Annotated in this window: 18 protein-coding genes; 5 read left to right on the forward strand and 13 right to left on the reverse strand. The window is 68.0% G+C overall.

The genetic code is table 11. From position 1 onward, the window contains the following. Positions 1-27: 27 nt before the first annotated feature. From ASC66_RS03000 to ASC66_RS03010, 3 genes are all read right to left on the reverse strand, one after another. Positions 28-1,185 (reverse strand): ROK family transcriptional regulator, encoded by a 1,158-nt coding sequence (locus ASC66_RS03000; RefSeq protein ID WP_055834454.1) that lies wholly within the window; start codon positions 1,183-1,185, stop codon positions 28-30. Between the two features lie 107 nt (positions 1,186-1,292). Beyond that, a complete protein-coding gene (locus ASC66_RS03005; RefSeq protein WP_055834457.1) occupies positions 1,293-3,194 on the reverse strand; it encodes a heavy metal translocating P-type ATPase in 1,902 nt (633 codons plus the stop codon). Between the two features lie 128 nt (positions 3,195-3,322). Continuing rightward, entirely contained in the window at positions 3,323-4,537 is a 1,215-nt protein-coding gene (locus ASC66_RS03010) for an NADP-dependent isocitrate dehydrogenase (RefSeq protein WP_055834459.1), read from the reverse strand. 176 nt (positions 4,538-4,713) lie between these two features. Between ASC66_RS03010 and ASC66_RS03015 the strand changes: the two genes are divergently transcribed. The 3 genes from ASC66_RS03015 to ASC66_RS03025 all read left to right on the forward strand — a co-directional run bounded on the left by ASC66_RS03015 (position 4,714) and on the right by ASC66_RS03025 (position 6,533). Then, positions 4,714-5,169, forward strand: a complete 456-nt coding sequence (locus ASC66_RS03015) for a GNAT family N-acetyltransferase (protein ID WP_055834462.1) — start codon at positions 4,714-4,716, stop codon at positions 5,167-5,169. Between the two features lie 11 nt (positions 5,170-5,180). Further along, a complete protein-coding gene (locus ASC66_RS03020; RefSeq protein ID WP_055834464.1) occupies positions 5,181-5,495 on the forward strand; it encodes an MGMT family protein in 315 nt (104 codons plus the stop codon). A 189-nt stretch (positions 5,496-5,684) separates the two neighbouring features. Continuing rightward, a complete protein-coding gene (locus tag ASC66_RS03025; RefSeq protein WP_055834467.1) occupies positions 5,685-6,533 on the forward strand; it encodes an endonuclease domain-containing protein in 849 nt (282 codons plus the stop codon). A 98-nt stretch (positions 6,534-6,631) separates the two neighbouring features. Here ASC66_RS03025 and ASC66_RS03030 read toward each other — a convergent pair whose 3' ends face one another. The 3 genes from ASC66_RS03030 to ASC66_RS03040 are packed head-to-tail and all read right to left on the reverse strand — an operon-like array spanning position 6,632 to position 9,471. After that, positions 6,632-8,431 (reverse strand): histidine kinase, encoded by a 1,800-nt coding sequence (locus ASC66_RS03030; RefSeq protein ID WP_055834470.1) that lies wholly within the window; start codon positions 8,429-8,431, stop codon positions 6,632-6,634. Further along, entirely contained in the window at positions 8,428-9,105 is a 678-nt protein-coding gene (locus ASC66_RS03035) for a LuxR C-terminal-related transcriptional regulator (protein WP_235496645.1), read from the reverse strand. The genes ASC66_RS03030 and ASC66_RS03035 overlap by 4 nt, the downstream gene beginning before the upstream one ends. 15 nt (positions 9,106-9,120) lie before the next feature. Beyond that, positions 9,121-9,471 (reverse strand): response regulator, encoded by a 351-nt coding sequence (locus ASC66_RS03040; protein WP_055834473.1) that lies wholly within the window; start codon positions 9,469-9,471, stop codon positions 9,121-9,123. A 125-nt stretch (positions 9,472-9,596) separates the two neighbouring features. Here ASC66_RS03040 and ASC66_RS03045 point away from each other — a divergent pair, with 125 nt between their 5' ends. Next, complete coding sequence (locus ASC66_RS03045; protein ID WP_055834476.1) at positions 9,597-10,865, forward strand: type III PLP-dependent enzyme domain-containing protein; 1,269 nt, start codon at positions 9,597-9,599, stop codon at positions 10,863-10,865. A gap of 231 nt (positions 10,866-11,096) precedes the next feature. Here ASC66_RS03045 and ASC66_RS03050 read toward each other — a convergent pair whose 3' ends face one another. The 4 genes from ASC66_RS03050 to ASC66_RS03065 form a co-directional block, all read right to left on the reverse strand. Then, the gene (locus ASC66_RS03050) at positions 11,097-12,950 is read right to left on the reverse strand and encodes a glycoside hydrolase family 35 protein (protein ID WP_055834479.1); all 1,854 of its coding nucleotides are present in this window, start codon (positions 12,948-12,950) and stop codon (positions 11,097-11,099) included. Continuing rightward, positions 12,947-13,894 carry a carbohydrate ABC transporter permease gene (locus ASC66_RS03055; protein ID WP_235496647.1) on the reverse strand — a complete coding sequence of 316 codons (948 nt, stop codon included), beginning with the start codon at positions 13,892-13,894 and terminating at the stop codon, positions 12,947-12,949. The genes ASC66_RS03050 and ASC66_RS03055 overlap by 4 nt, the downstream gene beginning before the upstream one ends. Continuing rightward, entirely contained in the window at positions 13,894-14,907 is a 1,014-nt protein-coding gene (locus ASC66_RS03060) for a carbohydrate ABC transporter permease (protein WP_082491972.1), read from the reverse strand. Before ASC66_RS03060 ends, ASC66_RS03055 begins: the two co-directional genes overlap by 1 nt. 129 nt (positions 14,908-15,036) lie before the next feature. Next, entirely contained in the window at positions 15,037-16,344 is a 1,308-nt protein-coding gene (locus ASC66_RS03065) for an ABC transporter substrate-binding protein (protein ID WP_055834484.1), read from the reverse strand. A 207-nt stretch (positions 16,345-16,551) separates the two neighbouring features. Here ASC66_RS03065 and ASC66_RS03070 point away from each other — a divergent pair, with 207 nt between their 5' ends. After that, positions 16,552-17,583 (forward strand): LacI family DNA-binding transcriptional regulator, encoded by a 1,032-nt coding sequence (locus tag ASC66_RS03070; protein ID WP_055834487.1) that lies wholly within the window; start codon positions 16,552-16,554, stop codon positions 17,581-17,583. An 80-nt stretch (positions 17,584-17,663) separates the two neighbouring features. Here the strand turns inward: ASC66_RS03070 and ASC66_RS03075 are convergent, their stop codons facing one another. From ASC66_RS03075 to ASC66_RS03085, 3 genes are all read right to left on the reverse strand, one after another. Continuing rightward, entirely contained in the window at positions 17,664-18,545 is an 882-nt protein-coding gene (locus ASC66_RS03075; RefSeq protein ID WP_157509612.1) for a putative endonuclease domain-containing protein, read from the reverse strand. A gap of 232 nt (positions 18,546-18,777) precedes the next feature. Next, the gene (locus ASC66_RS03080) at positions 18,778-20,595 is read right to left on the reverse strand and encodes an ABC transporter ATP-binding protein (RefSeq protein WP_055834492.1); all 1,818 of its coding nucleotides are present in this window, start codon (positions 20,593-20,595) and stop codon (positions 18,778-18,780) included. Next, the gene (locus tag ASC66_RS03085; RefSeq protein ID WP_082492063.1) at positions 20,592-22,448 is read right to left on the reverse strand and encodes an ABC transporter ATP-binding protein; all 1,857 of its coding nucleotides are present in this window, start codon (positions 22,446-22,448) and stop codon (positions 20,592-20,594) included. The genes ASC66_RS03080 and ASC66_RS03085 overlap by 4 nt, the downstream gene beginning before the upstream one ends. Positions 22,449-22,921 lie beyond the last annotated feature (473 nt).

Genomic DNA, 22,921 nt, shown 5'->3' on the forward strand with positions numbered 1-22,921 from the left:
GGTGTTGTGCTGCGGGTCGGTGGGGTTCTATGAAACCCCGAGTTGTCCTGAGAGGACCATGACGGCCGCGCCGCGCAAGACGATGTCGTCTCGCGCCAGTGCGGTCATCCGGAGGGTGAGATCGCCGGTGAACTCGGCCATCGTGCGTTTCCGGAGTGTCTCGATGGTTGCTGTCGCCAGCGGGCCATCAAGGAGTTCCGTCGGGCCGCTCAAGACAATCTCAGAGAGATTGAGGGCACCGACGACGGGGGCGAGGATGATGCCGAGTCGGCGACCTGCCTCCCGAAGAATGAGTTCGCGCTCGGCCAAGCGCTCTGCGGCGTCGCCCGTGATCGCGTCGAGCTGTGCGGTCAATCGCGGTACGCTCAGCCAGGCCTCCAGGCAGCCGACCTTGCCGCAGGCGCAGACGGGTCCACCGTCTGTGCCGATGACGACGTGGCCGATCTCGCCGGCGGCCGAGTTGCTGCCGTAGAACGGGCGCCCACCGAGGATCAGCCCGGCGCCGACGCCGGCGCCGACCTTGACGAGCACCACGTCGCCGCTGGCGTCGCCGAAGCTGTGCTCGGCCAGCACTGCGGCATCCGCGTCGTTGGCGACGAGGACCGGAACGCCGAAGCGCTCCTGCAACAGCTGCTGCAGTGGCAGTTTCGCCCATTTGAGGTTGGCGGCGGTCAACACGGTGCCGGTGACGTCGACGATTCCGGGAGAGCCAACGCCGATTCCGAGCAGCGGCGCGCTGGCCTGGTGCACCAGCGATTCGATGAGCTCGATCACCGCGGCGAGCGCTGCGTCACCGGTGCGTCCGGCACGATCGGCGCCCTCGCGCAGGAGAACCCGCCCGTCGACGTCGAGGAGCGCGCCACGCAGGTTCTGATCGGAGAGGTCGATCCCGATGATCTGGAACGCCCCGCGGTCGATGTCGATCATCGTGGCCGGCTTGCCGGGACGGGTCGACTCACGCTGCCCGAGCTCAGTGACGATGCCGTCGACGATCAGTTCCGCGACGAGGTCGGAGATCGTGACCTTGGTGAGCCCGGTTTCGCGGGCGATGTCTGCGCGGCTCTGGGCACCCTGCACGTAGAGGGTCTGCAACACCAGAGCGCGATTGTGGCCGCGTGCATGCTCGGGCAGCACCTTGGCGGTGGGCCTGAGGATGCGCCCGTGACTGGGCTGCGTTGCGGTCATGGTTGTTAGTAAAGCTTACGAACAAACAATGCGCAACCCCGGGACGCACATTTTTCCCGCCCTTTATGGATCTGTGACCTTGGGCTCTCGGCCGCTGCGCCCTGGCGTCAGCGCGCGAGTTCCGTGACCGGCGGCGCCGGGGCCGCAGGCACAGACCAGGCCCGGTCGCGGCGCGAGCCGATCGCCCGCAGCGCGTTCAGGATCGCCACGAGGTCGACGACCTCCTGCAGCCCGGCGCCGACGGTCGCCGGGATCACCCCGAAGGCCGCGATCAGCATCAGCACGACGCTGAAGGCGATGCCGATCCAGATGCTCTGCAGGGCGATCCGCATCGTGTCCTGCCCGATGTACACGGCGCGGGCGGCTCGCGAGATGTCGTCCACCATGATCACGACGTCGGCCGACTCGCTTGCCGCGGTGGAGCCCCTGGCGCCCATTGCGATGCCGACATCCGCCGCGGCGAGAACCGGGGCGTCGTTGACGCCGTCGCCGACCATGATCACGGGGCGGGCGGTGATCTCGCGGACGGCGGTGACCTTGTCCTCCGGCAGGCATTCGGCCCGCACTCTGGTGATGTCGAGCTGGGCGGCCACGTGCTCGGCGGTCGGCCAGGCATCGCCGGTGAGGATCATGCTCTCCCGAACGCCGAGGCGGGCGAGCTCCCGCACGGTGGCTGCAGCATTCTCGCGCAGGCTGTCGCTGGCGACGATGCTGCCGGCGAAGCGGCCGTCGACGGCGACGGCGATCGAGAGCTGGCCACCGGAGAGCGGTGTGGCCAGCGCATCCGGCGCCGCGTCGCGAACGAAGCCCAGCTTGCCGATCGTGACGGTCCGGCCGTCGATTCTGGCGACGACGCCATGCGTCGCCACCTCCCTGGCCGTCTCGGCCGGGAGCAGGGTCAGGCCTCGATCCCGTGCCGCCTGCATGATCGAGGCGGCGAGCACGTGCGAGGAGTACTGCTCGGCGGATGCCGCGAGCACGAGCACCTCGTCGGCCGTGAACCCCGGCTCCGGCCGCACCTCGGCCAGGCTCGGCGTGCCGTGGGTGAGCGTCCCCGTCTTGTCGAAGACGACCGTGCGTGCGCGGGAGAGCTGTTCCAGCACACCGCCGCCTTTCACGATCACGCCATTGCGTGCGGCACGACTCATGCCGCCCATGAACGCGACCGGCGCCGCGATCAGCAGCGGACACGGCGTCGCGACCACGAGCACCTCGGCGAAGCGCACCGGGTCCCCGCTGATCGCCCAGGCGGCGCCGGCGACGGCGAGCGCGAACAGCGTGAACGGCACGGCGTAACGATCGGCCAGACGCACGACCGGCGCCTTGCTCTCGCTGGCCTCGGCGACGAGGGCGACGATGCGCTGGTATTGGCTGTTCTCCGCTGTCGCGCTCGCCCGGATCTGCACGGCCGCCTGCCCGTTGACGGCACCGCTCAGCACGCCGTCGCCGGCGAAGCGCTGCACGGGCATGCTCTCGCCCGTCAGCGAGGACTCGTCGAACGCTCCACCACCCTCCGGCAGCTCCTCGCCGAGCAGTACGCCGTCGACCGGAACGATCTCGGCCGGACGCAGCAACAGCGTGTCGCCGACGGCGACCGCGGTGGCGGGGATCTCCTCGATCGATCCGTCTGGCAGCACCCGGTGCGCCGACTGCGGCGACTTCTCCAGCAGCGCGTTGAGCTCTCGCTTCGCGCGTCCGGCGGCGTAATCCTCCAACGCCTCGCCGCCGGTCAGCATCAGCACGATCACGAGGCTCGCGACGTATTCGTTGACGAGCACAGTGGCCACGATGGCGGTGACGGCGAGGATGTCGAGACCCCAGTGCCCGCGCATGATGTCACGGACCATCTCGTAGGCCTGCATCGCCGCGACGACGAGCGCGAAGCCGCTGAACAGCCACTGCACGGCGCTCGGCCAGCCGCCGGCCCAGAGCACGATTCCCAGCACGGCGACGAGCAGCGTCGTCGCGAGCAGCGGGTAGCGGCGGGCGTTCCTCAGAATCCATGCCATACCTCGAGCTTGGCCCATTCTGGATGGCGGCGCCAGCAAGCCGAGGCTCGCCTCAGTGCCTGGCGGTGGCAGCGACAGAGGGCCGGATGCCATGGCATCCGACCCTCTGGGAACTGCTCTGTCGCGCCTTAAGCCAGGCGCGCCTTGAGGTTGTCCGCGATCTCGGCGAGGAACTCCTCCGTGGTCTGGTAGGCCTGCTCCGGGCCGACCAGCAGGGCGAGGTCCTTGGTCATCTTGCCGCTCTCGACGGTCTTGATGACGACGTCTTCGAGCGTGTGCGCGAAGTCGATGAGCGGCTGGTTGCCGTCGAGCTTGCCACGGTGCTGCAGGCCACGGGTCCACGCGAAGATTGAGGCGATCGGGTTCGTGGAGGTGGGCTTGCCCGCCTGGTGCTGACGGTAGTGACGGGTCACGGTGCCGTGCGCGGCCTCCGCCTCGACGACCTTGCCGTCCGGCGTGGCCAGAACGCTGGTCATGAGGCCGAGCGAGCCGAAGCCCTGAGCGACGGTGTCCGACTGAACGTCGCCGTCGTAGTTCTTGCACGCCCAGACGTAGCCGCCCTCCCACTTCATGGCCGAGGCGACCATGTCGTCGATGAGGCGGTGCTCGTAGGTGAGACCTGCAGCGTCGAACTGCTCCTTGAACTCCGCCTCGAAGATCTCCTGGAAGATGTCCTTGAAGCGACCGTCGTAGGCCTTGAGGATGGTGTTCTTGGTGGAGAGGTACACCGGGAAGTTGCGGCTCAGGCCGTAGTTCAGGCTGGCGCGTGCGAAGTCGACGATCGAGGCGTCGAGGTTGTACTGCACCTGTGCGATGCCGTCGCCCGGGGCCTGGAAGACCTCGAACTTCTGTGCCTCGCCGCCGTCCTTGGGCGTGAACTCGACCGTGAGGGTGCCCTCGCCCTTGAACAGGAAGTCGGTTGCGCGGTACTGGTCACCGAAGGCGTGACGGCCGATGATGATCGGCTTGTTCCAGCCAGGAACCAGACGCGGGATGTTGGAGATGATGATCGGCTCGCGGAAGATGACGCCGCCGAGGATGTTGCGGATGGTGCCGTTCGGGCTCTTCCACATCTTCTTCAGGCCGAACTCCTCGACGCGCGCCTCGTCCGGCGTGATCGTGGCGCACTTGACGCCGACGCCGTGCTTCTGGATGGCGTGAGCGGCGTCGATCGTGATCTGGTCATCGGTCTCGTCGCGCTTCTCGATGCCGAGGTCGTAGTACTCGAGGTTCACGTCGAGGTACGGGTGGATGAGCGTGTCCTTGATGGCCTGCCAGATAATGCGGGTCATCTCGTCGCCGTCGAGCTCGACGACAGTGCCTTCAACCTTGATCTTTGACAATGGGTCTCCTTGCAAGAAGTTGGGGGGCCGAAGCGGCCTCTGCAATCGTACCCGAGCCACGCAACTGTCTTGACATCGAGAGATCCGGATGCCGGATACCCGGTTCCCGCGAGATGCGCGGTAACCGAGCCCCGCTCGACTACCTCGAACGGGGCTCGGCGGGTTAGCCTAAGGCCATGGCTGAATTGCGACTGGAAGAATTGTCCGCGTCGAACGTTGTGGCGGCGAACAGCTTGAGCCTGAAGCCCGGGCAGGAGCAGTTCATCACGCCCGTCTCATACTCGGCCGAGACCTCGGTACTCGTTCCAGGCAGCGCATGGCAGCGCGTCGTCCTGCAGGACGACAAGGTCGTCGGGTTCATCCACGGCAACTTCGATCCTGACAATGAGCATGAAGAATTCCGCGCATGCATTTGGCGCATCAACGTCGACGCCGACGCACAAGGCAAGGGTGTCGGTCGCTTCGCGGCGAAGGCGCTGGCCCAGGAGGCCCTGAAGCGCGGCGTGAAGCGCATCACGGTGATGTGGGAGCCGGGCGAGACGGGCCCTGAGGCGTTCTTCCACCGCATCGGCTTCGTCGACATCGGCGAGACGCAGTACGGCGACGTCATCGGCGCACTCGAAATCGCCTAGCCTGCACGGCCATGGCCGTTCCTGATCGCGGATTCGCCGAGGCGGTGCTGGCCGTGGTCGACGACATCCCTGCCGGGCACGTGATGACGTACGGCGACGTTGCAGCGATGCTCGGATCACGGGGCGCCCGCGCCGTCGGGCAGGTGATGGCCTACTACGGGTCGAGCTCACCCTGGTGGCGTGTGCTGCGCGCCGGCGGCCACCCTCCCCGCGGGCTGGCGGCCAGGGCGCTGCCCTACTACGACGCAGAGGGCACCCCGCTCATCACGACGACGAGCGAGGACGGATACCGGGTCGACTACGCCGCGGCGCGCTGGCGGCCCTAGCCCCGCCCCGCGCGTGCCCCCGGATTCGGAGGAGAAAGCGCGATCGGGAGGATGGATTCCGCCATTGCGCCCTCCGCACCGCGCTTTCTCCTCCCAAGCGAGTTGTGCACAGTCGACCGTTCCCGCGGAGTTCTGCACAGAATCACGACCGGACCCGTGCGAGCGGATGCCGACGCTCAGGCTTGAGTCATGAATCTCACAGCATGGTTGGCCCAGCACGACGGCATCGCGCACAACAAGACCGTCGCCACTGCCGGATTCACCCGCTACAGCGTGCGCGCCGCGCTCGAATCCGGCGCAGCGCAGCGCATCCGCCGCGATTGGATCGCACTCCCCACAACCCCCGACGAGCTCAGGCTGGCCGCTCAGGCCGGAGGCAGGCTGAGCTGTCTGAGCGCCGCACAACGGCTCGGGCTCTGGCACCTCGGTGACGGCCTGACACACCTCTCGGTCAATCCACGCTCCGGCCACGTCACCGGCGACGGGCTCATCCTGCATTGGAGCGCTGGACCGGCCCCGACCAGGCCGTACTCGCTTCTTGAGCCAATCGAGAACGTGCTTGTGCACCTCGCGCGGTGCCAACCATTCGAGAACGCGTTGGCCGTGTGGGACTCCGCGCTCAACCACGGGCTTGTCTCCGAGGCCCATCTGGCCAGACTTCCGCTCCGAAGCGTCGCCGCCCGCCGGCTGCGCTCAGCGTGTTCGAGCCTGTCCGACTCCGGCTTGGAGACAATCCCCGTGGCGAGGCTGGCCGCCCTGGGCGTCACGGTTCGCCAGCAGGTCTTCATCGAGGGCCACCGCGTCGATGGCCTCATCGGCGAGCGCCTCGTGCTGCAGATCGACGGATTCGCGCATCACCGGGATGCCGTTCAGCGCCGCTCGGACATCGCCCACGACCGTGCACTCGCCCTGCTCGGCTACACCGTGTTCCGTTACGACTACAAGCAGATTCTGTTCGAGTGGCCCCGGGTGGAGGCCGAGATCCTCCGGGCCATGGCCCAGCAGCTGCACCTCGACGCCCAGAAGCATGCGCGCTGACGGAGTGCGTTGCGGAGGAGAAAGCGCGATCGGGAGGATGGATTCCGCGATTGCGCCCTCCGCACCGCGCTTTCTCCTCCCGAGTCAGTCCCAGTGAGTCAGGCGACGACGCCGGCGTCGCGCACGAGCGGGATCCACGCCGTCACCGATGTTCCGTTCTCGGGTGCGCTCCGCAGCTCCACCCGCCCGCCGAGCGTCTCGACCCGGTCGATCAGGCCGAGCAGGCCGCTGCCGACTCCGAGCGACGCACCGCCCTTGCCGTCATCCGACACCTCGATGACGAGCTCGCCATCGCTCTCGACCACGATCACGCGACCGGCCCGTGCCTCGGCGTATTTGGCGATGTTGGTGAGGCATTCCGCGATGAAGAAGTAGCCGGTCGCCTCGATCACGGACGGCAGCCGGGCATCGATGCCGATGCGCGTGTCGATCGGCACCGGGGAATGCGCGACGAGCTCCGGCACGGCCGAGGCCAGCCCACCGACGGTGAGCGAGGTGGGGTGGATGCCGCGGGCCAGCTCGCGCAACTGCTTGAGCGCGGCAGAGAGTTGCTGCAGCGCCGCATCGAGGTCGGCGGCGATCTCGTGCTGCTCAAGCTGCTCCGCCTTGCCGGATGCCATCCTCAGGCGCAACGCCAGGGCGACCAGCGATTGCTGGGAGCCGTCGTGCAGGTCACGCTCGATCTGCCGTCTGGCCGCGATGCCGGCATCCACGATGCGCAGCCTCGACTCCCGCACCTCGCGCAGTGTGGCCTCGAGTTCCCCGCGCAGCCGCCCGTTGTCCACGCTCAAGCGCAGAGCCGTCGACACGGCGTCGAGGAGCTTCGCGTTCTCGCTCAGCGCGCTGTCGTGCCGGATGACGGCGAGCGGCCCGTCCGGGGTGTTGATCGGCAGCAGCGACCCGCGCCGCTCCCCCCGCTTGCGCCCCTCCCCGCGTGCGGTCGGAACCGCGATCTGCCCGCGTGAATCGACGTAGCGTCGGCGCTCGTCGTCCCACCAGTAGACCCGCAGCGACGGATCCCGGAGCGTGTCGGCCAGGATCGACTGCCACAGCGTGCGGTCGACGCCGTCCCGCGTGATCACCATCAGGTCGGAGACGCGGCCGCGCAGCCCGAGCAGATAGCTGAGTCCGGCGACGAAGCCGACCGGCACGGCCGCCGTCGCCGCGAGCGAGACGTAACCGAGCACCTCGAGCACGGTGCCGCCGAAGGAGTACATCAGCGTCTCGTACGCGATCGCCGCCGCCCAGAGCACCAGGGCGACCGGCATCACGAACGCGATGTGCCGTGCCGGGGTGCTCCCCCTCACCCAACGGGTGACCACGAGCGCGACGATCAGCACGATCAGTGCGACACCGAAGAGCCGGAAGGCCCGGTCGACGAGCAGGAAGATCTCGTCCCCCGGCACGATCGCGTAGGGGTTGGGCGCCACGTCGCGGCTCGCGTCCGACGGCTGGTTGAACAGCACGGCACAGACGAATCTGATCGAGGTCGCGGTGCACGCCACCATGACGATCGCGACGTCGATCGGGCCGTGCAGGCGCCCGGCCGGGTACACCAGGACGATGGCCCCGACAAGCACAGCCCAGACCAGCCCGAGCCCTTCCATCAGCGGCCACAGCCAGCCGATCTGCTCCGTCGCCGCGATGAAGGTGGGCGGCAGCCAGAGGAAGGCGACGGCGATCATGATGCGGCCGGGAACGGGCGAGTCGGCCGTGCGCCAGGCCATCCACGCGCAGACCACGTAACAGAGGCCGACGGCCGTGTGCATGACGGTGTACGGCGCCGTCCACTCCGGCTGGAAGACGCCCGCCTCCGAACCGATCACCTCGACCGCGAAGACGACCGCGGTCGCGAGGACGACGAGCGCGAGACGCAGTCGCGGCAGCGAGCGGCTCACGGCCCGAGCAGCCGCAGAACCGCCAGCACCCGCCTGTGCTCCCCCGGCGAATCGTCGATGCCGAGCTTGGCCATGATGCTGCCGATGTGCGTCTCCACCGTCTTCAGGCTGAGGAAGAGCGCCGCGGCGATGCCGCCGTTGGACTTGCCCTGGGCCATCAGGGTGAGCACCTCCCGCTCGCGCGGGGTCAGCGAGGTGAGCGCGTTGGAGCTCGGCGTACCGACGAGCAGGGCGACGACCTCCGGGTCAACCACCGAGCCCCCGCCCGCCACCGTGTGCACGGCGTGGACGAAGGACTCCGGGTCGGCGATGCGATCCTTCAGCAGATAGCCGGTGCCGCCGCCCGCGCTCATGGCCCGAATCGCATAGGAGGGAGTCGCATACATCGAGAGCATCAGCACCCCGACGTCGGATCCGGACGCCCGGAGCGCCTCGAGCACGAGCAGGCCCTCGTCACTGTGCGTCGGCGGCATCCGGATGTCGAGGACGAGCGCGTCGAGGCGGTCATCCTCAATCAGCTCATGCACGCCGTCTGCGCTGTCGAGGGAGGCGACGACGTCGAAACCGTGCGCCAGCAGCACCGTTTCGATGCCGCTGCGGAGCAGCACTGAGTCGTCAGCGATCGCGACGCGCAGAGGAGCGCGATTGCCGGCAGACCCCGCTTCGCCCGTCACCGCTCACGCCCTCGCTCACGCGACGAACCTCCGCAGCATCTCACCGGAGAGCTCGTCCTTTGGAATGAATCCGTCGGCACCGCTGGACTCAACACGAGTGCCGTAATCGCTCTGATCGCGGCTCGAAATGAGCACGATCACAGCGCTTCCCTGCTCGCGCAGAAGCGGTACTACATCGAATCCCACCGCATCGGGCAGCATTACGTCAAGCAAAATCAGATCTGGAGTGAGATCGAGGGCGAGCTGGACTCCGAGCTCCGCTGACGCGGTGTCTCCGACAACGTCGAATGCAGCGAGCTCAAGCAGGCGGCGGGCCTGCTCACGAAAGCCAGGGTGGTCATCAACAATCAGTACCCGTGCGTTCATGTTTTGATTCTCACCGCCGACGCATTCCCGCGGCTATCGGGGTGTGCCCTGAGCATGCAGAGGGGTGGTGCGGATGCGCACCGTCTCGCGAAGCGGCGAAGCTGGAATTCTGCAAGGAGGCAGTCATGAGCATCGATACCGTCATTCCGTCACGCCCGCGATCCGCTGCCAACCGGATTCGCAGCGCCGAGCTCCAGAGAGAGGAGCACCGCCGCAGCGACCGCGCCGCGCTGCACGAGTACGCGAGCACCATCGGCCTGGCCGCGCTCGTGCGCCGTGCCGGCACGCCGCTGTTCGTGCTCGACCCGGCCAGGGTCGCCGGCGAGTTCGAGCGCTTCACTGAGCTGCTGCCGTTCGTGCGGCTGCGCTACGCGCTCGCGGCGCTGCCACATCCGGCTGTGATCCGCACGGTCGCCTCGTGTGGCGGCGGTTTCGACGCGGTGAGCACCGGCGAACTGGCCATGCTCGCTCACGAGCAGATTCCGGCATCCGATGCCGTGTTCTCGCACCCCATCAAGCGCGCAGACGACATCGCGACCGCGGCCGCCGCGGGGGTGCGTCTCTTCGTCGCCGACAATCCGGCCGAGGTGCGCAAGTTCGCCGGCGTGCACCCAGAGCTGCGGCTGCTGCTGCGGCTGCGCCGCGTTGCCGATGCTGCGCACTTCGGCATCGACAGCGAGCACGCCCTGAACCTGGCCCGGTTCGCCACGAGCCTCGGAGTCGGGGTCGCGGGCTTCTCGGTTCACGTCGACGCCTCTGAGCCCGACGCGCCTGCCGCACTCTCCACCATGGTGCACGAGGCTCTGCGGCTGATCGACGAGGGCAACGCCCGCTGGGGGCTCGGACTCGACACCATCGATCTGGGCGGCGGGATGCCGACGGATCACGAGGGCGGCGAAGCCGGGGCCGATGCCATGACCGCCGTGGTGCGCAGCATCCTGGCCCCGCGCGTTCCGGGGCTCAGCGTGCTGGCCGTGCTCGGGCGCTGCATCGCTGCGCCGGCGATGCTCCTCGCCACCAGCGTGGTCGGTCAGGCGACCAGGGACGGCGAGGTCTGGCACTACCTCGACGACGGCATGCACGGCAGCTTCGCCGGCTTGCGCGGCTCCGGCGAGGTGCCGACCATGTTCAGCCTGAGCGAGGTCGAGCGCGCGGGAAGCGACGCGCGTGAACCCCTGTACCCGTGCACCCTGGTCGGCGCCAGCACCGACGGAATCGATGTCATCGCCCGCGGGATCCCGCTGCCGCCCCTCGGCGTGAACGATGTTCTGCTCTGCCCGGACATGGGTGCATACTCACTCGTCATGGCCTCGAACTTCGAGGCGGTGCACCGCACGCGTGTGCATGTGCTGCGCCCCTCACGCGCCCAGGGCAAGCGCACCGTCAACGTCTGACGTGTACCGGGTCTGACGTTCACCGGGTCTGACGTGCACCGGCCGGGCTTTCAGGGGCCGCCCCGATGCCCCGAATGCGAGTAAACGTCATGATTGATCCCAGTGCTGCGGCCCGCGTGCTCCGAGTACCCGACAAACGAGTCGGCTGGCCGCTCATTAATTTGCGTTTGTGCGGGCGTAGGGCTTCTGCGCCCGCACAGCGTGCATCCTCCCGGGTACAGTCGGTCGCGTTCAGTCGAACGTCTCGATGAACTCCTCTTCCGGGCCGAGCACGGCGCTCTCACGCAGCTCGATCACCGCGCCGCGGTGTTCCAGTTCCAGCACCGTGATCGTGTTCTCGCCGGCCTGAAGCAGGGGCGCCGGCAGATAGAGGGTCAGCTGCGGCCCGATCTCCCAGTACCGGCCGAGCAGGAAGCCGTTCACCCAGACGAAGCCCTTGCCGAAGCCGGGCAGCGCGATGAAGCTGTCGCCCGCCTGCTCGATGTCCAACGTCGCGACGGCGAAACCAGGGCCATCGGGGTCGGCGGATGCCGGAGCCGCTGCGCGCGCGAGCAGCGCGGCATCCCACTGCTCCAGCGGCAGCGGCGTGCTGCTCCACCCCTGCACGAGTCGGCGCTCGATCTGCACCCCTCCGAGAATCCCCTTGCCCTGGCCGAGCAGCGGGCCGTAGTTGATGCGCCCCTGGTTCTCGACGAGGATCTCGAGCACGACGCGCTCCCCCGCGCCGGCGACGGGGATTCCGTGCCCGGCAGTCTCGGTGTCGAGCATTCCGATCAGCGCGCCGTCGATCCAGAGCTGGGCGCGGTCATGCAGGCCGCGGATCGTGAGCAGGCTCTGCCCCCGCGGCAGGATCGGTTCCGCCCGGTAGAACACGAGCCCGCTGTCGATGCCGAGTTCCTCGAAGCTCAGCGGGCGGGGCGCCACGCTGCTCTCGGCAGAGGCCGAGACGGATCGCGCCGCGGCGAGCAGATCGGCACGGTGCTCGACGGTCACGACCCGCGCGCCCAGCACCGGTGTCGGCGCTGGCGGGGCTGGCAGGGGCAGTCCCGTGAACTCTCCGAGCACGCGCCGCAGCATCCGTCCCTTGGCCGTGATGGTGCCGCCCTCGCTGACGGGCGCGTCGGAGTCGTAGCTGGTGACCGTCGGCTGCAGCACATCGCCGTCGTGATTCGCTCCGGCCCAGAGGCCGAAGTTGGTGCCACCGTGGGCCATGTAGAAGCTGACCGATCCGCCCTCGCCGAGGATGTCGCGCACGACGGTCTCGACGCCATCCGGCTCGCGGATGTGGTGCCGCTCACCCCAGTGGTCGAACCAGCCGTTCCAGAACTCGGCGCAGAGAAAGGGCTCACCGCTCCGACGCGAGCGCAGCAGGGCGGCCGCCTGGGCTGCCCTCGATCCGAATGTGGCCGTGGCGAGCACGTCTGGCAGCGTTCCGCCGTCGAGCATCAGCTCGGTCGGACCGTCTGCCGTGTAGAGCAGCTCGGTGATTCCGCGCTGCACGAGGGCGTCGCGCATCCAGCGCATGTAGCCGTGATCGTCACCGTAGCTGCCGAACTCATTCTCGACCTGCACGGCCACGATGGGCCCGCCGTTGCTCCGCTGCAGCCGCACGAGGCGCGGGATCAGCTCGTCGAACCACTCGGTGACCGCCGCCAGGTAGCGCTCGTCGCTCGAGCGCGGGTGCAGCCCGGGCTGACCGGTGAGCCAGGCGGGGAGCCCGCCGTTGTTCCACTCCGCGCAGATGTAGGGGCCCGGCCGCACGATCACGTCCAGACCCAACTCGGCGGCGATGCCGATGAAGCGCTCGACGTCGCGCCAGCCGGTGAAATCGGCCGGGCCGTCGCCCTGCTGGTGGAAGTTCCAGGCGATGTAGGTGTCGACGGTGTTCAGCCCGAGGGCGGCCACCGCCTCCAGGCGCTGGCGCCATTGCTCCGGGTGCACCCGGAAATAATGCACCGACCCGCTCAGCACGCGGTGCGGGGTGCCGCTCCGCACGAACTGGCCGTCGCGGTAGCCGAGGGTGGCCGGGAGGGCAGGGTTGTCGGCGACGGATGCCGCGGCATCCGTCTCGGCAAGAAGACTCACTTGATTGCTCCAGCGGTGAGGCCGGCGCGCCAGAAGCGTTGCAGGCACAGGAAGGCGATGACGAGGGGGATGATCGAGAGGAAGGCACCGACGACGACGGTTCCGGCCGGCACATTGCCGTTGGATGCCGCCCAGCCGACGAGCCCGACCGTGACCGGCTGCAAGCTGGTGTCGTTGAGCACCATGGCAGGCAGCAGGTAGTTGTTCCACACCTCGACGAACTGGAACAGGAAGATCGTGACGAGGGCAGGCGCCATGATGCGCATCGACACCGAACGGAAGATGCGGAACTCACCGGCGCCGTCGAGCCGCCCGGCCTCGATGAGTTCGTCCGGCACGGATTGGGCGGCGAAGACACGGGCGAGGTAGACGCCGAACGGGCTGACGACGCTCGGCAGCAACACAGCGAGCGGGTTGTTCAGCAGGCCGACCTGGTTGAACATCAGGAACAGCGGAAGCGTGAACATGACCTTGGGGATCAGCACGGCGGCGAGCACCGCGCCGAAGATCAGGCCGCGGCCCTTGAAGCTGTACTTCGCGATCGCATAGCCGGCCATCGCCGAGAGCACGGTGCCGACGAGGGCGGCCGTTCCGGCGTAGAAAACACTGTTCAGCATCCAGCGGCCGAACACACCGTTGTTGACATCGAAGACGGCGGTCACGTTCTCGACCAGGCCGAAGCCGTCGAACCACAGCCCGTTGCCGACGAACTGGCGGCCGGCCGGCTTGGTGCTGGCGACCAGCAGCCACCAGATCGGCAGCAGGAAGTAGACGGCTGCGATGAGGAGCACCGCCATCACGCCGAAGCGACTCGCGAAGCCGGCCATGGGGTTGGCCGCGCTGCCGTCACGGCTGCGCTGACGGCGCGGCGGCCTCGTGGCAGAGACCAGCGTGGCGGTGCCGAGCGTGTTCTGGCGGAGATCGTGCGGGCTGAGCGTTGGCATCAGGCGTCATCTCCCTGGCTGGTGATGCGGAAGAACGCCCAGGAGAGCACGCCGACGAGCACGGCGAGCACGACGGACTGCGCCGCGGCGTAGGGGTAGTTCTGGGCGGCGACGGATGCCTGCGCCGCCATGAGCGGGGTGAAGGTGGAGGTGATGGCGCCGCCAGAGATCGACTTGAGCACGGTCGGCTCGTTGAACAGCTGCGCCGAACCGATGATCGAGAAGACCGTGGTGAGGATGATCGCTGGGCGCACCATGGGGATCTTGATGCTCCACGCCATCCGCACGGCCGAGGCGCCATCGAGTTTGGCCGCCTCGAGCGTCTCGGCGGGGATCGTCTGAAGCGCGGAGTAGATGATCAGCATGTTGTACCCGGTCCAGCACCAGGTGACGACGTTGGCGACCGACCACAGGGCCAGGCCATCGCCGAAAAACGGGATCGAGAAGCCGAAGCTGTCCTGGAGGAAACCGTTGATCGGGCTGGTGACCGGCGAGTACAGGAACGACCACATCACCGCGGCGACGACTCCGGGAACCGCGAACGGCAGGAAACTGCTCAACCGGAAGAAGCCTTTGGCGCGCGCGGACTTGGAGTCGATGAGCAGCGCCAGCAGCAGGGCGACCCCGAGCATGAGCGGCACCTGCACGACGCCGAAGAGCAGAACGCGGCCGAGGGATGCCGTGAACTCGGTGTCGGCGAAGACCCTGGCGTAGTTCGCCAGCGGATCGAAGTTCAGGGTGGGGGCGGTGAGTCCGAGCCCGTCGCGCTTCAGGGTGAACAGGCTCTGCGCGATGGCGAAGGCGATCGGCAGCACGTACATGCCGAGGAAGAGCAGCAGGAACGGTGCCAGGAAGAGCATCGGGGTGCGCCAGCGGAGAGCCGCCGCGCTGGCCGACTTCCGGGTACTCGCCGACGGCGTGCTCGGCGATGCCTGAGGCGACGAGGACTGGGGCGACGAGGACTGGGGCGACGATGACTGGGTGGCTGCTGCTGTGGCTGCAACGGCGGTCATGCTGCCTCCTTTCGCGGTGGGATGGGTGTGACGGGGCCGGGTGGTGGCGGGCCGGGGGTGATCGGCCCGCCACCGGTGTCGTTGCTCGGCGACGCGGTTAGTCGGCGATGCGGCTATTCGGCAACGCGGTTATTCGGCAACGCTGAGGCCCTGTGCGGTGAGCGCGTCGACCGTCTTGGTCTGCGTCGCGGCGAGTGCGTCGGCGATCGTGCCGTCGCCGGCCCAGGCCTTGCCCAGTCCGTCGTTCAGGAAGCCGACGGTCTCCGGCATGTTCGGGCCCCAGGTCCAGCCGGTTGTGACGTTCGGGGAGGCCTCGGCGAAGACATCGAAGATCGCCTGGCCACCGAAGTAGTCGTCTCCCTCGGTGAGAACCGGGAGGCTGAGCAGCTCGGTCGCCGCCGGGTAGAGACCGGCCGTCGACACGAGGTTCGTGAAGGTGTCGGCATCCGTGCTCATGAAGTGCGCGAAGTCCCAGGCTGCCTCGGGGGTGGAGCAACCCTTCAGCACGGCGGTGCCAGAGCCGCCCACGTTGCCGACCTTGTCGTCTCCGGCCTCCCACTGCGGCATCGGCGCGACGGCCCACTTGCCCGCACCATCGGCGGCGCTGCCCTTGAGGATTCCGGCGATCCAGACGGCGCCGACGTGCGTGGCGATGCTGCCGTCGCCGAGGCCGGCGTACCAGGACTGGTCCCACATCGGCGCGGGGCTGAGCAGGCCGCCGTCGACCATGCCCTGCCAGTAGCTCGCGACCTTCTGGGTCTCCGGGGAGTCGATCGACACCGTCCACGCGTCGCCGTCGACGCCGAACCACGGCGCCTCGGCCTGCCAGTTGAATCCGGCGTAGTCGTAGTCCATGTAGGTGGAGGAGATGTACTTATTCGGGTCGGCGGCGTGGATCTTCTCGCCGGCCGCCTTGTACTCGTCCCACGTGGTCGGGACGGCGATCCCGAGGCTGTCGAAGACCTCCTTGTTGTAGAACAGGGCCATCGGGCCCTGGTCGACTGGAGCGCCGTAGACCGCGTCACCGATGCTCATCGCCGACCAGCTGGCGGGGGTGAACTCGCCTTCGTTCGCGGTGGCGAACTCCGACACGTCTTCGAGAGCGCCCTGTGCGGCGAAGCTCGTGAGCGTCTCGTAACCGACCTGGGCGAGGCACGGCGCATTGCCGGCCGTCACCGAGTTGAGCATCTTCTCGTAGCCGCCCTTGGCTCCGGGGGCGACCTCTTCGAAGGTGACCGTGACATCACTCTGCGAGGCGTTGTACGCGTCCACCGCCTCGGCGTAGCCGGGGGCCCAGCCCCAGAAGGTCACTTCGGTGGGCGTGCCGCTGCTGGCGTCGCCGGTCGCGGCGGGGGCTGCACCGGCGCATGCGGTCAGCGCGAGGCCGAGCGTGACGACGCCGGCGAGGCCGGCTGAGCGGAATACGGACTTCTTCACTGTCTCTCCTTTGATCCAGAATGTGGCTGGGTCGACTATGCCACACTTTGTTATCGGTAACAATTACGCCCTCGATTTTCTCCGCATTGCACCCAAAATTCCCGGCAATTCAGGCATCTTTTCCACTATGATCGTTATCAATCGTGACCGTGGCATCGCGCCACTGCCTCGTCAACGACATCACGTTCACTCGCAGGAGGGCAGCACATGAGCCAGCAGACCGCCACGGCCAGCGGCTCGCGCCCGCCGGGGATGACCGACGTCGCCGAGCTGGCCGGCGTCTCGGCGCAGACTGTCTCGCGGGTGCTGAGCGGGCATCCGAACGTCAAGGAGAAGACGAAAGTCGCGGTGCTCGCGGCCGTCGATCAGCTCGGCTACCGCCTCAACAGTGCTGCGCGCACCCTCTCGTCCGGCCGCAGCCGCACCATCGGCGTCGTGAGCCTGGCCACCGTCAACTACTCCGGCGCGGTGATGGCCTACGGCATCGAGAGCGCCGCGCGCGCCGCCGGCTACACCGTGTCGACGGCGACGACGGCGTCCCTCGACGCACCTGCCATCGCCTCCGCCATGGCCCGGCTCGTCGAGCAAGCCGTCGAGGGCATCGTGTTGGCCGTGCCCGTGCTGAGCGCCAACGACGACGTCGAGGCACTCAGCCGTCGCATCCCCACGGTGACAATCGACGGCTCACGCACCGAGTCTGCCGAGGTCGTTGAACTCGACCAGGTCGCCGCGGCCCGCCTTGCCACGGAGCATCTCCTCGAACTCGGCCACCAGACCGTGTGGCACCTGGCCGGCCCACTGGAGTGGCTCGACGCCGCCAGCCGCGCGCACGGTTGGCGCGAGACGCTCGAGAGTGCGGGCCGCTCCGTGCCGCCGGAGCTGCACGGCGATTGGTCGCCGGAATCCGGCTATCAGGCCGGCCTCCTGATCGGGCGGATGCCGGAGGTGACCGCGGTCTTCGTCGCCAGCGACGAGATGGCGTTCGGCGTGATCCGCGCGTTGCACGAGCTCGGCCGCCGCGTGCCGGAGGATGTCTCGATCGTCGGCTTCGACGACATCGCCCTGGCCGCATACTGCAGCCCGGCGTTGACGACGATCGCCCAGCCATTCGACGAGATCGGCCGTCGCGCCGTCGCCCACGTGCTCCGCCGCATCGATGACCCGAGCGCCGCGGCCGAACCGGAGTCGGTGTCGCCGCAGCTCGTCGTGCGTGGCAGCACCGCGCCGCCGGCCGCGTAGCGCAGCGCCCGCCGCGCCGCCCGCCGGCATCCGCCACAGCAAACGCAGGTTCCGCCCTACGACTGCGATTGTGGGGGCGGTTACTGCGCTTTCTGGGGAAAGCGGGCCATGAGGTGCAGGTCCCGGACTCGCGCGGCCAGAACGGAATGCACCCGCGTGACAAATTCGTCTCGCAGAGGGCCCAGATCGTCGGCGGTGACGCGGATAACCCGCCAGCCGGCCGCTTCGAACATCTCGCGTCGGCGGATGTCTGCACGGAATTGTCGCTTGCTCTCGCGATGCCCGTCGCCCTCGTATTCCAGCACCACGCGGAGCTCGGGCCAGGCGAGATCGGGATGCAGGGTGATGGTCCCGCGTTCGACAAGAACGGGCAGCGCGACGACGGGCTCGGTGAAGTGTTCCTCCACGAGCAGTAGCCGAAGCGCCGTCTCGGGTGCCGAGTCGACGCCGGTGCGAGCCTGCTCCAGCGCCCAACGCAACTTCGCAACGCCGACGCGCGCGCCGTGTTCAGCAATGGCCGCGCTGAGCTCGTCCCGTGAGCACAGCGGCGCGTTCCGGCGAGAACCAGACAGCGGCAGCCCCGAGAGCACGTAATCTGCGACGGCGGTGAGCTCCTCACGGCTGAGCTCGGCCGCCAACTGGCACCACGTCGAAGCGGCATCCGTCACAGTGAAGCCGCCAGGCACATCGATCGTGCGAGTTCCTTTTGTGAGGCGGTGCCCGACGACTCCACGGCGCCGTGGCGGTTGCCGTGCGTCGAGAGTCCCGACGTGCAGCAGTCGGCCGGTTCTCAGTCTCAGCGGCAGCGGCATCCCGAGCAGAATGGCTGCCGTCGCCCCGCAGAACACCCGGCTGCCCACCAACAATGGCTCGAAAGCCACGCACAGTCCGCGAATGTCCCGCGTATCGATTCCAATACTGCGCACGCCGTGGAATGGAGCATCGATGTCCCTGCCGCGCAATCGTTTGTCGCTCAGCCCGTGCCATCCGATGTCCCGAACGCCGAACGCCGAACCACGCAGATGAGACGGAAGTGGGCTTGACGTTGGCACGCGCCCATCGTGACGGATTCGCCACGCTCGTGCGAAAGTTATCCACAGGAGGGCCTGTGGGCGCGTCGACGACGCGCAACAAGCGCAGTTCTCGCCCCGATTGGCAGCGCGGAGGGGCGAGAACTGCGCTTGTTCCAGGCCGCTAGACCAGCGAGTCGCGCCAGGCGGCGTGCAGCTGCGCGAAGCGGCCGGTGCCCGCGATGAGCTGCTCCGGCGTGCCGTCCTCGACGATGCGGCCGTGCTCCATCACCAAAACCCTGTCGGCGATCGACACCGTCGAGAGACGGTGCGCGATGATCACAGCCGTGCGATCGGCGAGCAGGGTCTGCAGCGCCTCCTGCACCAAACGCTCGCTCGGGATGTCGAGCGAACTCGTGGCCTCGTCGAGGATCAGCACGGCCGGATTCGCCAGGAAGGCGCGGGCGAAGGAGATCAGCTGGCGCTGACCGGCGCTGACCCTGCCGCCTCGCTTGTTCACATCGCTGTCGTAACCGTTCGGCAACGACTCGATGAAGTCATGGGCTCCGACGGCACGGGCCGCCGCCTTGATCTCATCGAGCGTGGCATCCGGCTTGCCGATCGCGATGTTGTCTGCGACCGTTCCGGAGAACAGGTACGCCTCCTGCGTGACCATCACGATGGCGCGGCGCAGGTCCTTCGGGTGGAGGTCGCGCAGATCGACGCCGTCGAGGCTGACCCTGCCTTCGCTCGGGTCGTAGAAGCGCGAGATGAGCTTGGCCAGCGTCGTCTTGCCCGCACCCGTCGAGCCGACAAGGGCGATGGTCTGCCCGGCCGGTATCTCGAGATCGAATTCGGGCAGGATGTCGCGATCCTTCGTGTACGCGAAGCGCACACCGTCAAAGCGCACCGTGCCATTCGCATTCCACAGGTCGACCGGTTTCACCGGGTCGGGAACGCTCGGCTGTTCCTCAAGCACGCCCGAGATCTTCTCGAGAGCGCTCGAGGCCGACTGGTAGCCGTTGTAGAACATCGCCATGTCCTCCATCGGGTCGAAGAAGCGCTTGGTGTACAGCACGGCAGCGAGCAGCACGCCGACCTCGAGGCTGCCGTCGACGACGCGGAAGCCACCCCAGAGCAGGGTGACGGCGACCGCCGTGTTGCCGATCAACGCCAGGCCCGGGTTGAACACGGCGAAGAGGCCGAGCACCTTGGCGTTCACGTTGCGGTAGTCCTCGACGAGGTTGCCGAACTCGTCTTCGTTGCGCTTCTCCTTGCGGAAGGCCTTGACCGCACGGATGCCGGTCATGGTCTCGACGAATTGCACGATGAGTTTTGCGGATGCCACGCGCGAGCGCCGGAACTGGGTCTGCGAGCGCAACTGGAACCAGCGGGTCAGGATCCCCAGTGGGATCAGCGAGGCGAGCAGCACGAGGCCGGACGGAGCGTCCAGGATCAGCAGCATCACGGCGGTGAACACCATGTACATGAGGCCGCGCACGAGCAGGGTGAGACCCTCATCCAACAGCTCGCGGATCGCATCGAGGTCGCTGGTCTGACGGGAGATGATGCGACCGGAGGTGTAGGACTCGTGGAACTCCAGACTCAGCCGCTGCGTGTGCAGGAACACCCGCGTGCGCAGGTCGATGAGCACCGCCTGGCTGATCCTGGCCGACAGCCTGATGTAGCTGGCGATCAGGACACCACCGATGAGGCCGGTGAACAGGTAGGCGAGACCGGCGAAGGCGACGGGGAACCAGTTCTGGTCGATGAGCGCTGGAATACCCTGATCGATGCCGTAGGCGATGAGTGCCGGCCCGGCGACCTGGGCGGCCGAGGACACGACGATTGCGGCCGCGGTGACCCACAGCTTGGCGTGCAGGGGCTTCAGCAGTGAGCCGAGCAACGCCCGCGAGCGGGCACGGATCTGCTTGGACTCGGCCTTGCTGTACTCGTTGCGTTCCTCGCCTTGGACTCCACTGACTGATGTCTGGTCGCTCATCGTGCCGCCTCCTCTCGCGTTGCGCGCTCTGCGCGGGTCTCCGCCGCCTCTTCGGCGACGATCGTCAGCTCTCGCTCGATCGCGCGGTCCACGTCCGGATCGGGCTCACGATCGTCGACGACCCCGGTCATGCGCGCGTCCTCCTCGAGGCTCGTGATCACGAAACGGTAGTGGTCGCTCGTGCGCAGGAGCTCCGAGTGGGTTCCGACCGCCGTGATGCGGCCGTCCTCCAGGAGAGCCACCCGATCGGCGAGCATCACCGTCGACGGGCGGTGCGCGACGATGAGTGCCGTCGTCGAGGCGAGCACGTCGCGCAGTGCAGCCTCAACGCGCGCCTCGGTTGTGACGTCGAGCGCCGAGAGCGGGTCATCGAGCACGAGAACGGCCGGCTTGGCCGCGACGGCCCTCGCCAGCGCCAGGCGCTGCCGCTGTCCACCGGAGAGGCTCATGCCCTCCTCGCCGACGCGGGTGTCCAGGCCCTCCGGCAGGTCGTAGGCGAAAGCGGCTTGGGCGATCGCGAGTGCCTGTTCCAGCACCCGCTCGGCCTCGGCCACCACGGTCGGGTCATCGCCGGCGAGTTCCGGGCGGCCGAGCAGCACGTTCTCGCGCACCGAGGCGCTGAAGAGCGTGGCATCCTCGAACGCCATCGCGATGTGGGTACGCAGCTCCTCGCGCTTGAACGCCCGCACGTCGACGCCGTCGAGCGTGACCGAGCCGCCCGTGACGTCGTAGAGGCGGGTCGTGAGCGCCGTCATGGTGGTCTTGCCGCAGCCGGTGAGACCGACGAGCGCCATCGTCTCTCCCGGCGTGAGCACGAGGTCGACGCCGTCGAGCAGATCGCCGAAGCGCTCGGGCGAGTCCTGGTAGCGGAAGTGCACATCGGTGAACGCGAGTTCGCCGCGAGGGCGATCCAGCCGCTGCGGCTCGTCCGGGTCGACGATGGTGTTCTCGCTGTCGAGGATGTCGAAGAAGCGGTCTGTCGCCGTGCGGGCATCGAGCGCGAACGCGAGCATGAATCCGATCGACTCGATCGGCCACGCCAGCACGGTGGCCGTCGCGAAGAATGCGACCAACTCACCGACGCTGAGCTGCCCCTGTGCGGCAAGCCAGATGCCGACGACCAGGCAGATCGAGAGCCCGATCGCGGGCACGACCATGATCCACACCCAGATGCTCGCGTCGAGCTTCGCCTTGGCGATCTCGGTGTTGCGCAGCGATTCGGCCTGGCTGCGGAAGTTCGACAGGGCGTGCTTGCCGCGACCGAATGCCTTGAGCACGCGGATGCCGTGCACCGACTCCTCCACGGCGGTGGCGAGGTCGCCGGCCTGATCCTGGCTCAGGCGGGACTTCTCGGAATAGCGCCCCTCGAAGCGGTATCCGGCCCACCAGAGCGGAAGCGAGCAGACCAGGAAGATGAGTCCCAGCAACCAGTTCATCGACATCAGGATGCCGACGCCGACGATGATCACGAGCAGGTTGACGATCGTCAGCACGAGGCCGAAGGAGAGCCACCGGCGGATGAGTCCGAGGTCGCTGACGGCGCGAGAGAGCAGCTGCCCGCTCGGCCACTTGTCGTGGAAGTTCACCGGGAGGTCTTGCAGCTTCGCGAAGAGGGCGTTGCGCATGCGCGCCTCCACCCGCGTTCCCGGGCCGACGACGAGCCAGCGGCGCAGGCCGTAGAGCAGCGCCTCGATGGCGCCGAGCACGAAGACGAGCACGGTGAGTGGAACGACGGCCGCGGCATCCTTGTCGGCCAGCGGACCGTCGACGATCTGTTGCAGAACCTGCGGGATGGTCAGCGCGATGAGCTGCGCGACGAGCGCGGCGAGCATGCTGCCGACGAAGGCGGGCATGGCGGGACCGACGTAGGCGCGTAGGCGCCAGAGCGTGCGCAGGGTGCCGAGCCGGGGTGCGGCGTCGTCGCCGTGCTGCGTGGGCGGGTGCTGGTGTTCAGCGGTTGAAGACAAGGTGGTTCCCCAGAGTGTGAGTGGCAGAAAGGCCGCGATCTCGCGGGCTCAGATCCGGCTCGCTCGCGCCATCGAACGCAGGGCGATCGAGAGAAGACGAGGCGGTCTCGTAGTGATGGATGGGCAGAGCGCCAGATGCGATCTGCGGGCAGCGCGTGTGCGGCGCGGCCTAGCGCGCCGGAAGAAAGACGCGGGCGGAGAGCGGGGACGCGGCACGGGCAGCGCTACCCACATAACGGCTCTGAACCGTGGTGTGTGCTGTCTGTGTCATTGCATCCTCCTGGCGCGTCGTTGTCATCTGGTGCTGCGTGTCATCCGGTGCCGCGAACGAGTGGAACGGATCCGTTCGGCGCACAGCC

The organism is Leifsonia sp. Root4, assembly GCF_001425085.1.
Taxonomy (GTDB): domain Bacteria; phylum Actinomycetota; class Actinomycetes; order Actinomycetales; family Microbacteriaceae; genus Microterricola.

Coding starts and splice junctions, on each gene's coding strand:
- ASC66_RS03005 (WP_055834457.1), bottom strand. CDS start 3,194: ATGGCATGGATTCTGAGGAACGCCCGCCGCTACCCGCTGCTCGCGACG.
- ASC66_RS03070 (WP_055834487.1), top strand. CDS start 16,552: ATGAGCCAGCAGACCGCCACGGCCAGCGGCTCGCGCCCGCCGGGGATG.
- ASC66_RS03080 (WP_055834492.1), bottom strand. CDS start 20,595: ATGAGCGACCAGACATCAGTCAGTGGAGTCCAAGGCGAGGAACGCAAC.
- ASC66_RS03055 (WP_235496647.1), bottom strand. CDS start 13,894: ATGCCAACGCTCAGCCCGCACGATCTCCGCCAGAACACGCTCGGCACC.
- ASC66_RS03015 (WP_055834462.1), top strand. CDS start 4,714: ATGGCTGAATTGCGACTGGAAGAATTGTCCGCGTCGAACGTTGTGGCG.
- ASC66_RS03020 (WP_055834464.1), top strand. CDS start 5,181: ATGGCCGTTCCTGATCGCGGATTCGCCGAGGCGGTGCTGGCCGTGGTC.
- ASC66_RS03000 (WP_055834454.1), bottom strand. CDS start 1,185: ATGACCGCAACGCAGCCCAGTCACGGGCGCATCCTCAGGCCCACCGCC.
- ASC66_RS03085 (WP_082492063.1), bottom strand. CDS start 22,448: ATGCCCGCCTTCGTCGGCAGCATGCTCGCCGCGCTCGTCGCGCAGCTC.
- ASC66_RS03060 (WP_082491972.1), bottom strand. CDS start 14,907: ATGACCGCCGTTGCAGCCACAGCAGCAGCCACCCAGTCATCGTCGCCC.
- ASC66_RS03025 (WP_055834467.1), top strand. CDS start 5,685: ATGAATCTCACAGCATGGTTGGCCCAGCACGACGGCATCGCGCACAAC.
- ASC66_RS03040 (WP_055834473.1), bottom strand. CDS start 9,471: ATGAACGCACGGGTACTGATTGTTGATGACCACCCTGGCTTTCGTGAG.
- ASC66_RS03045 (WP_055834476.1), top strand. CDS start 9,597: ATGAGCATCGATACCGTCATTCCGTCACGCCCGCGATCCGCTGCCAAC.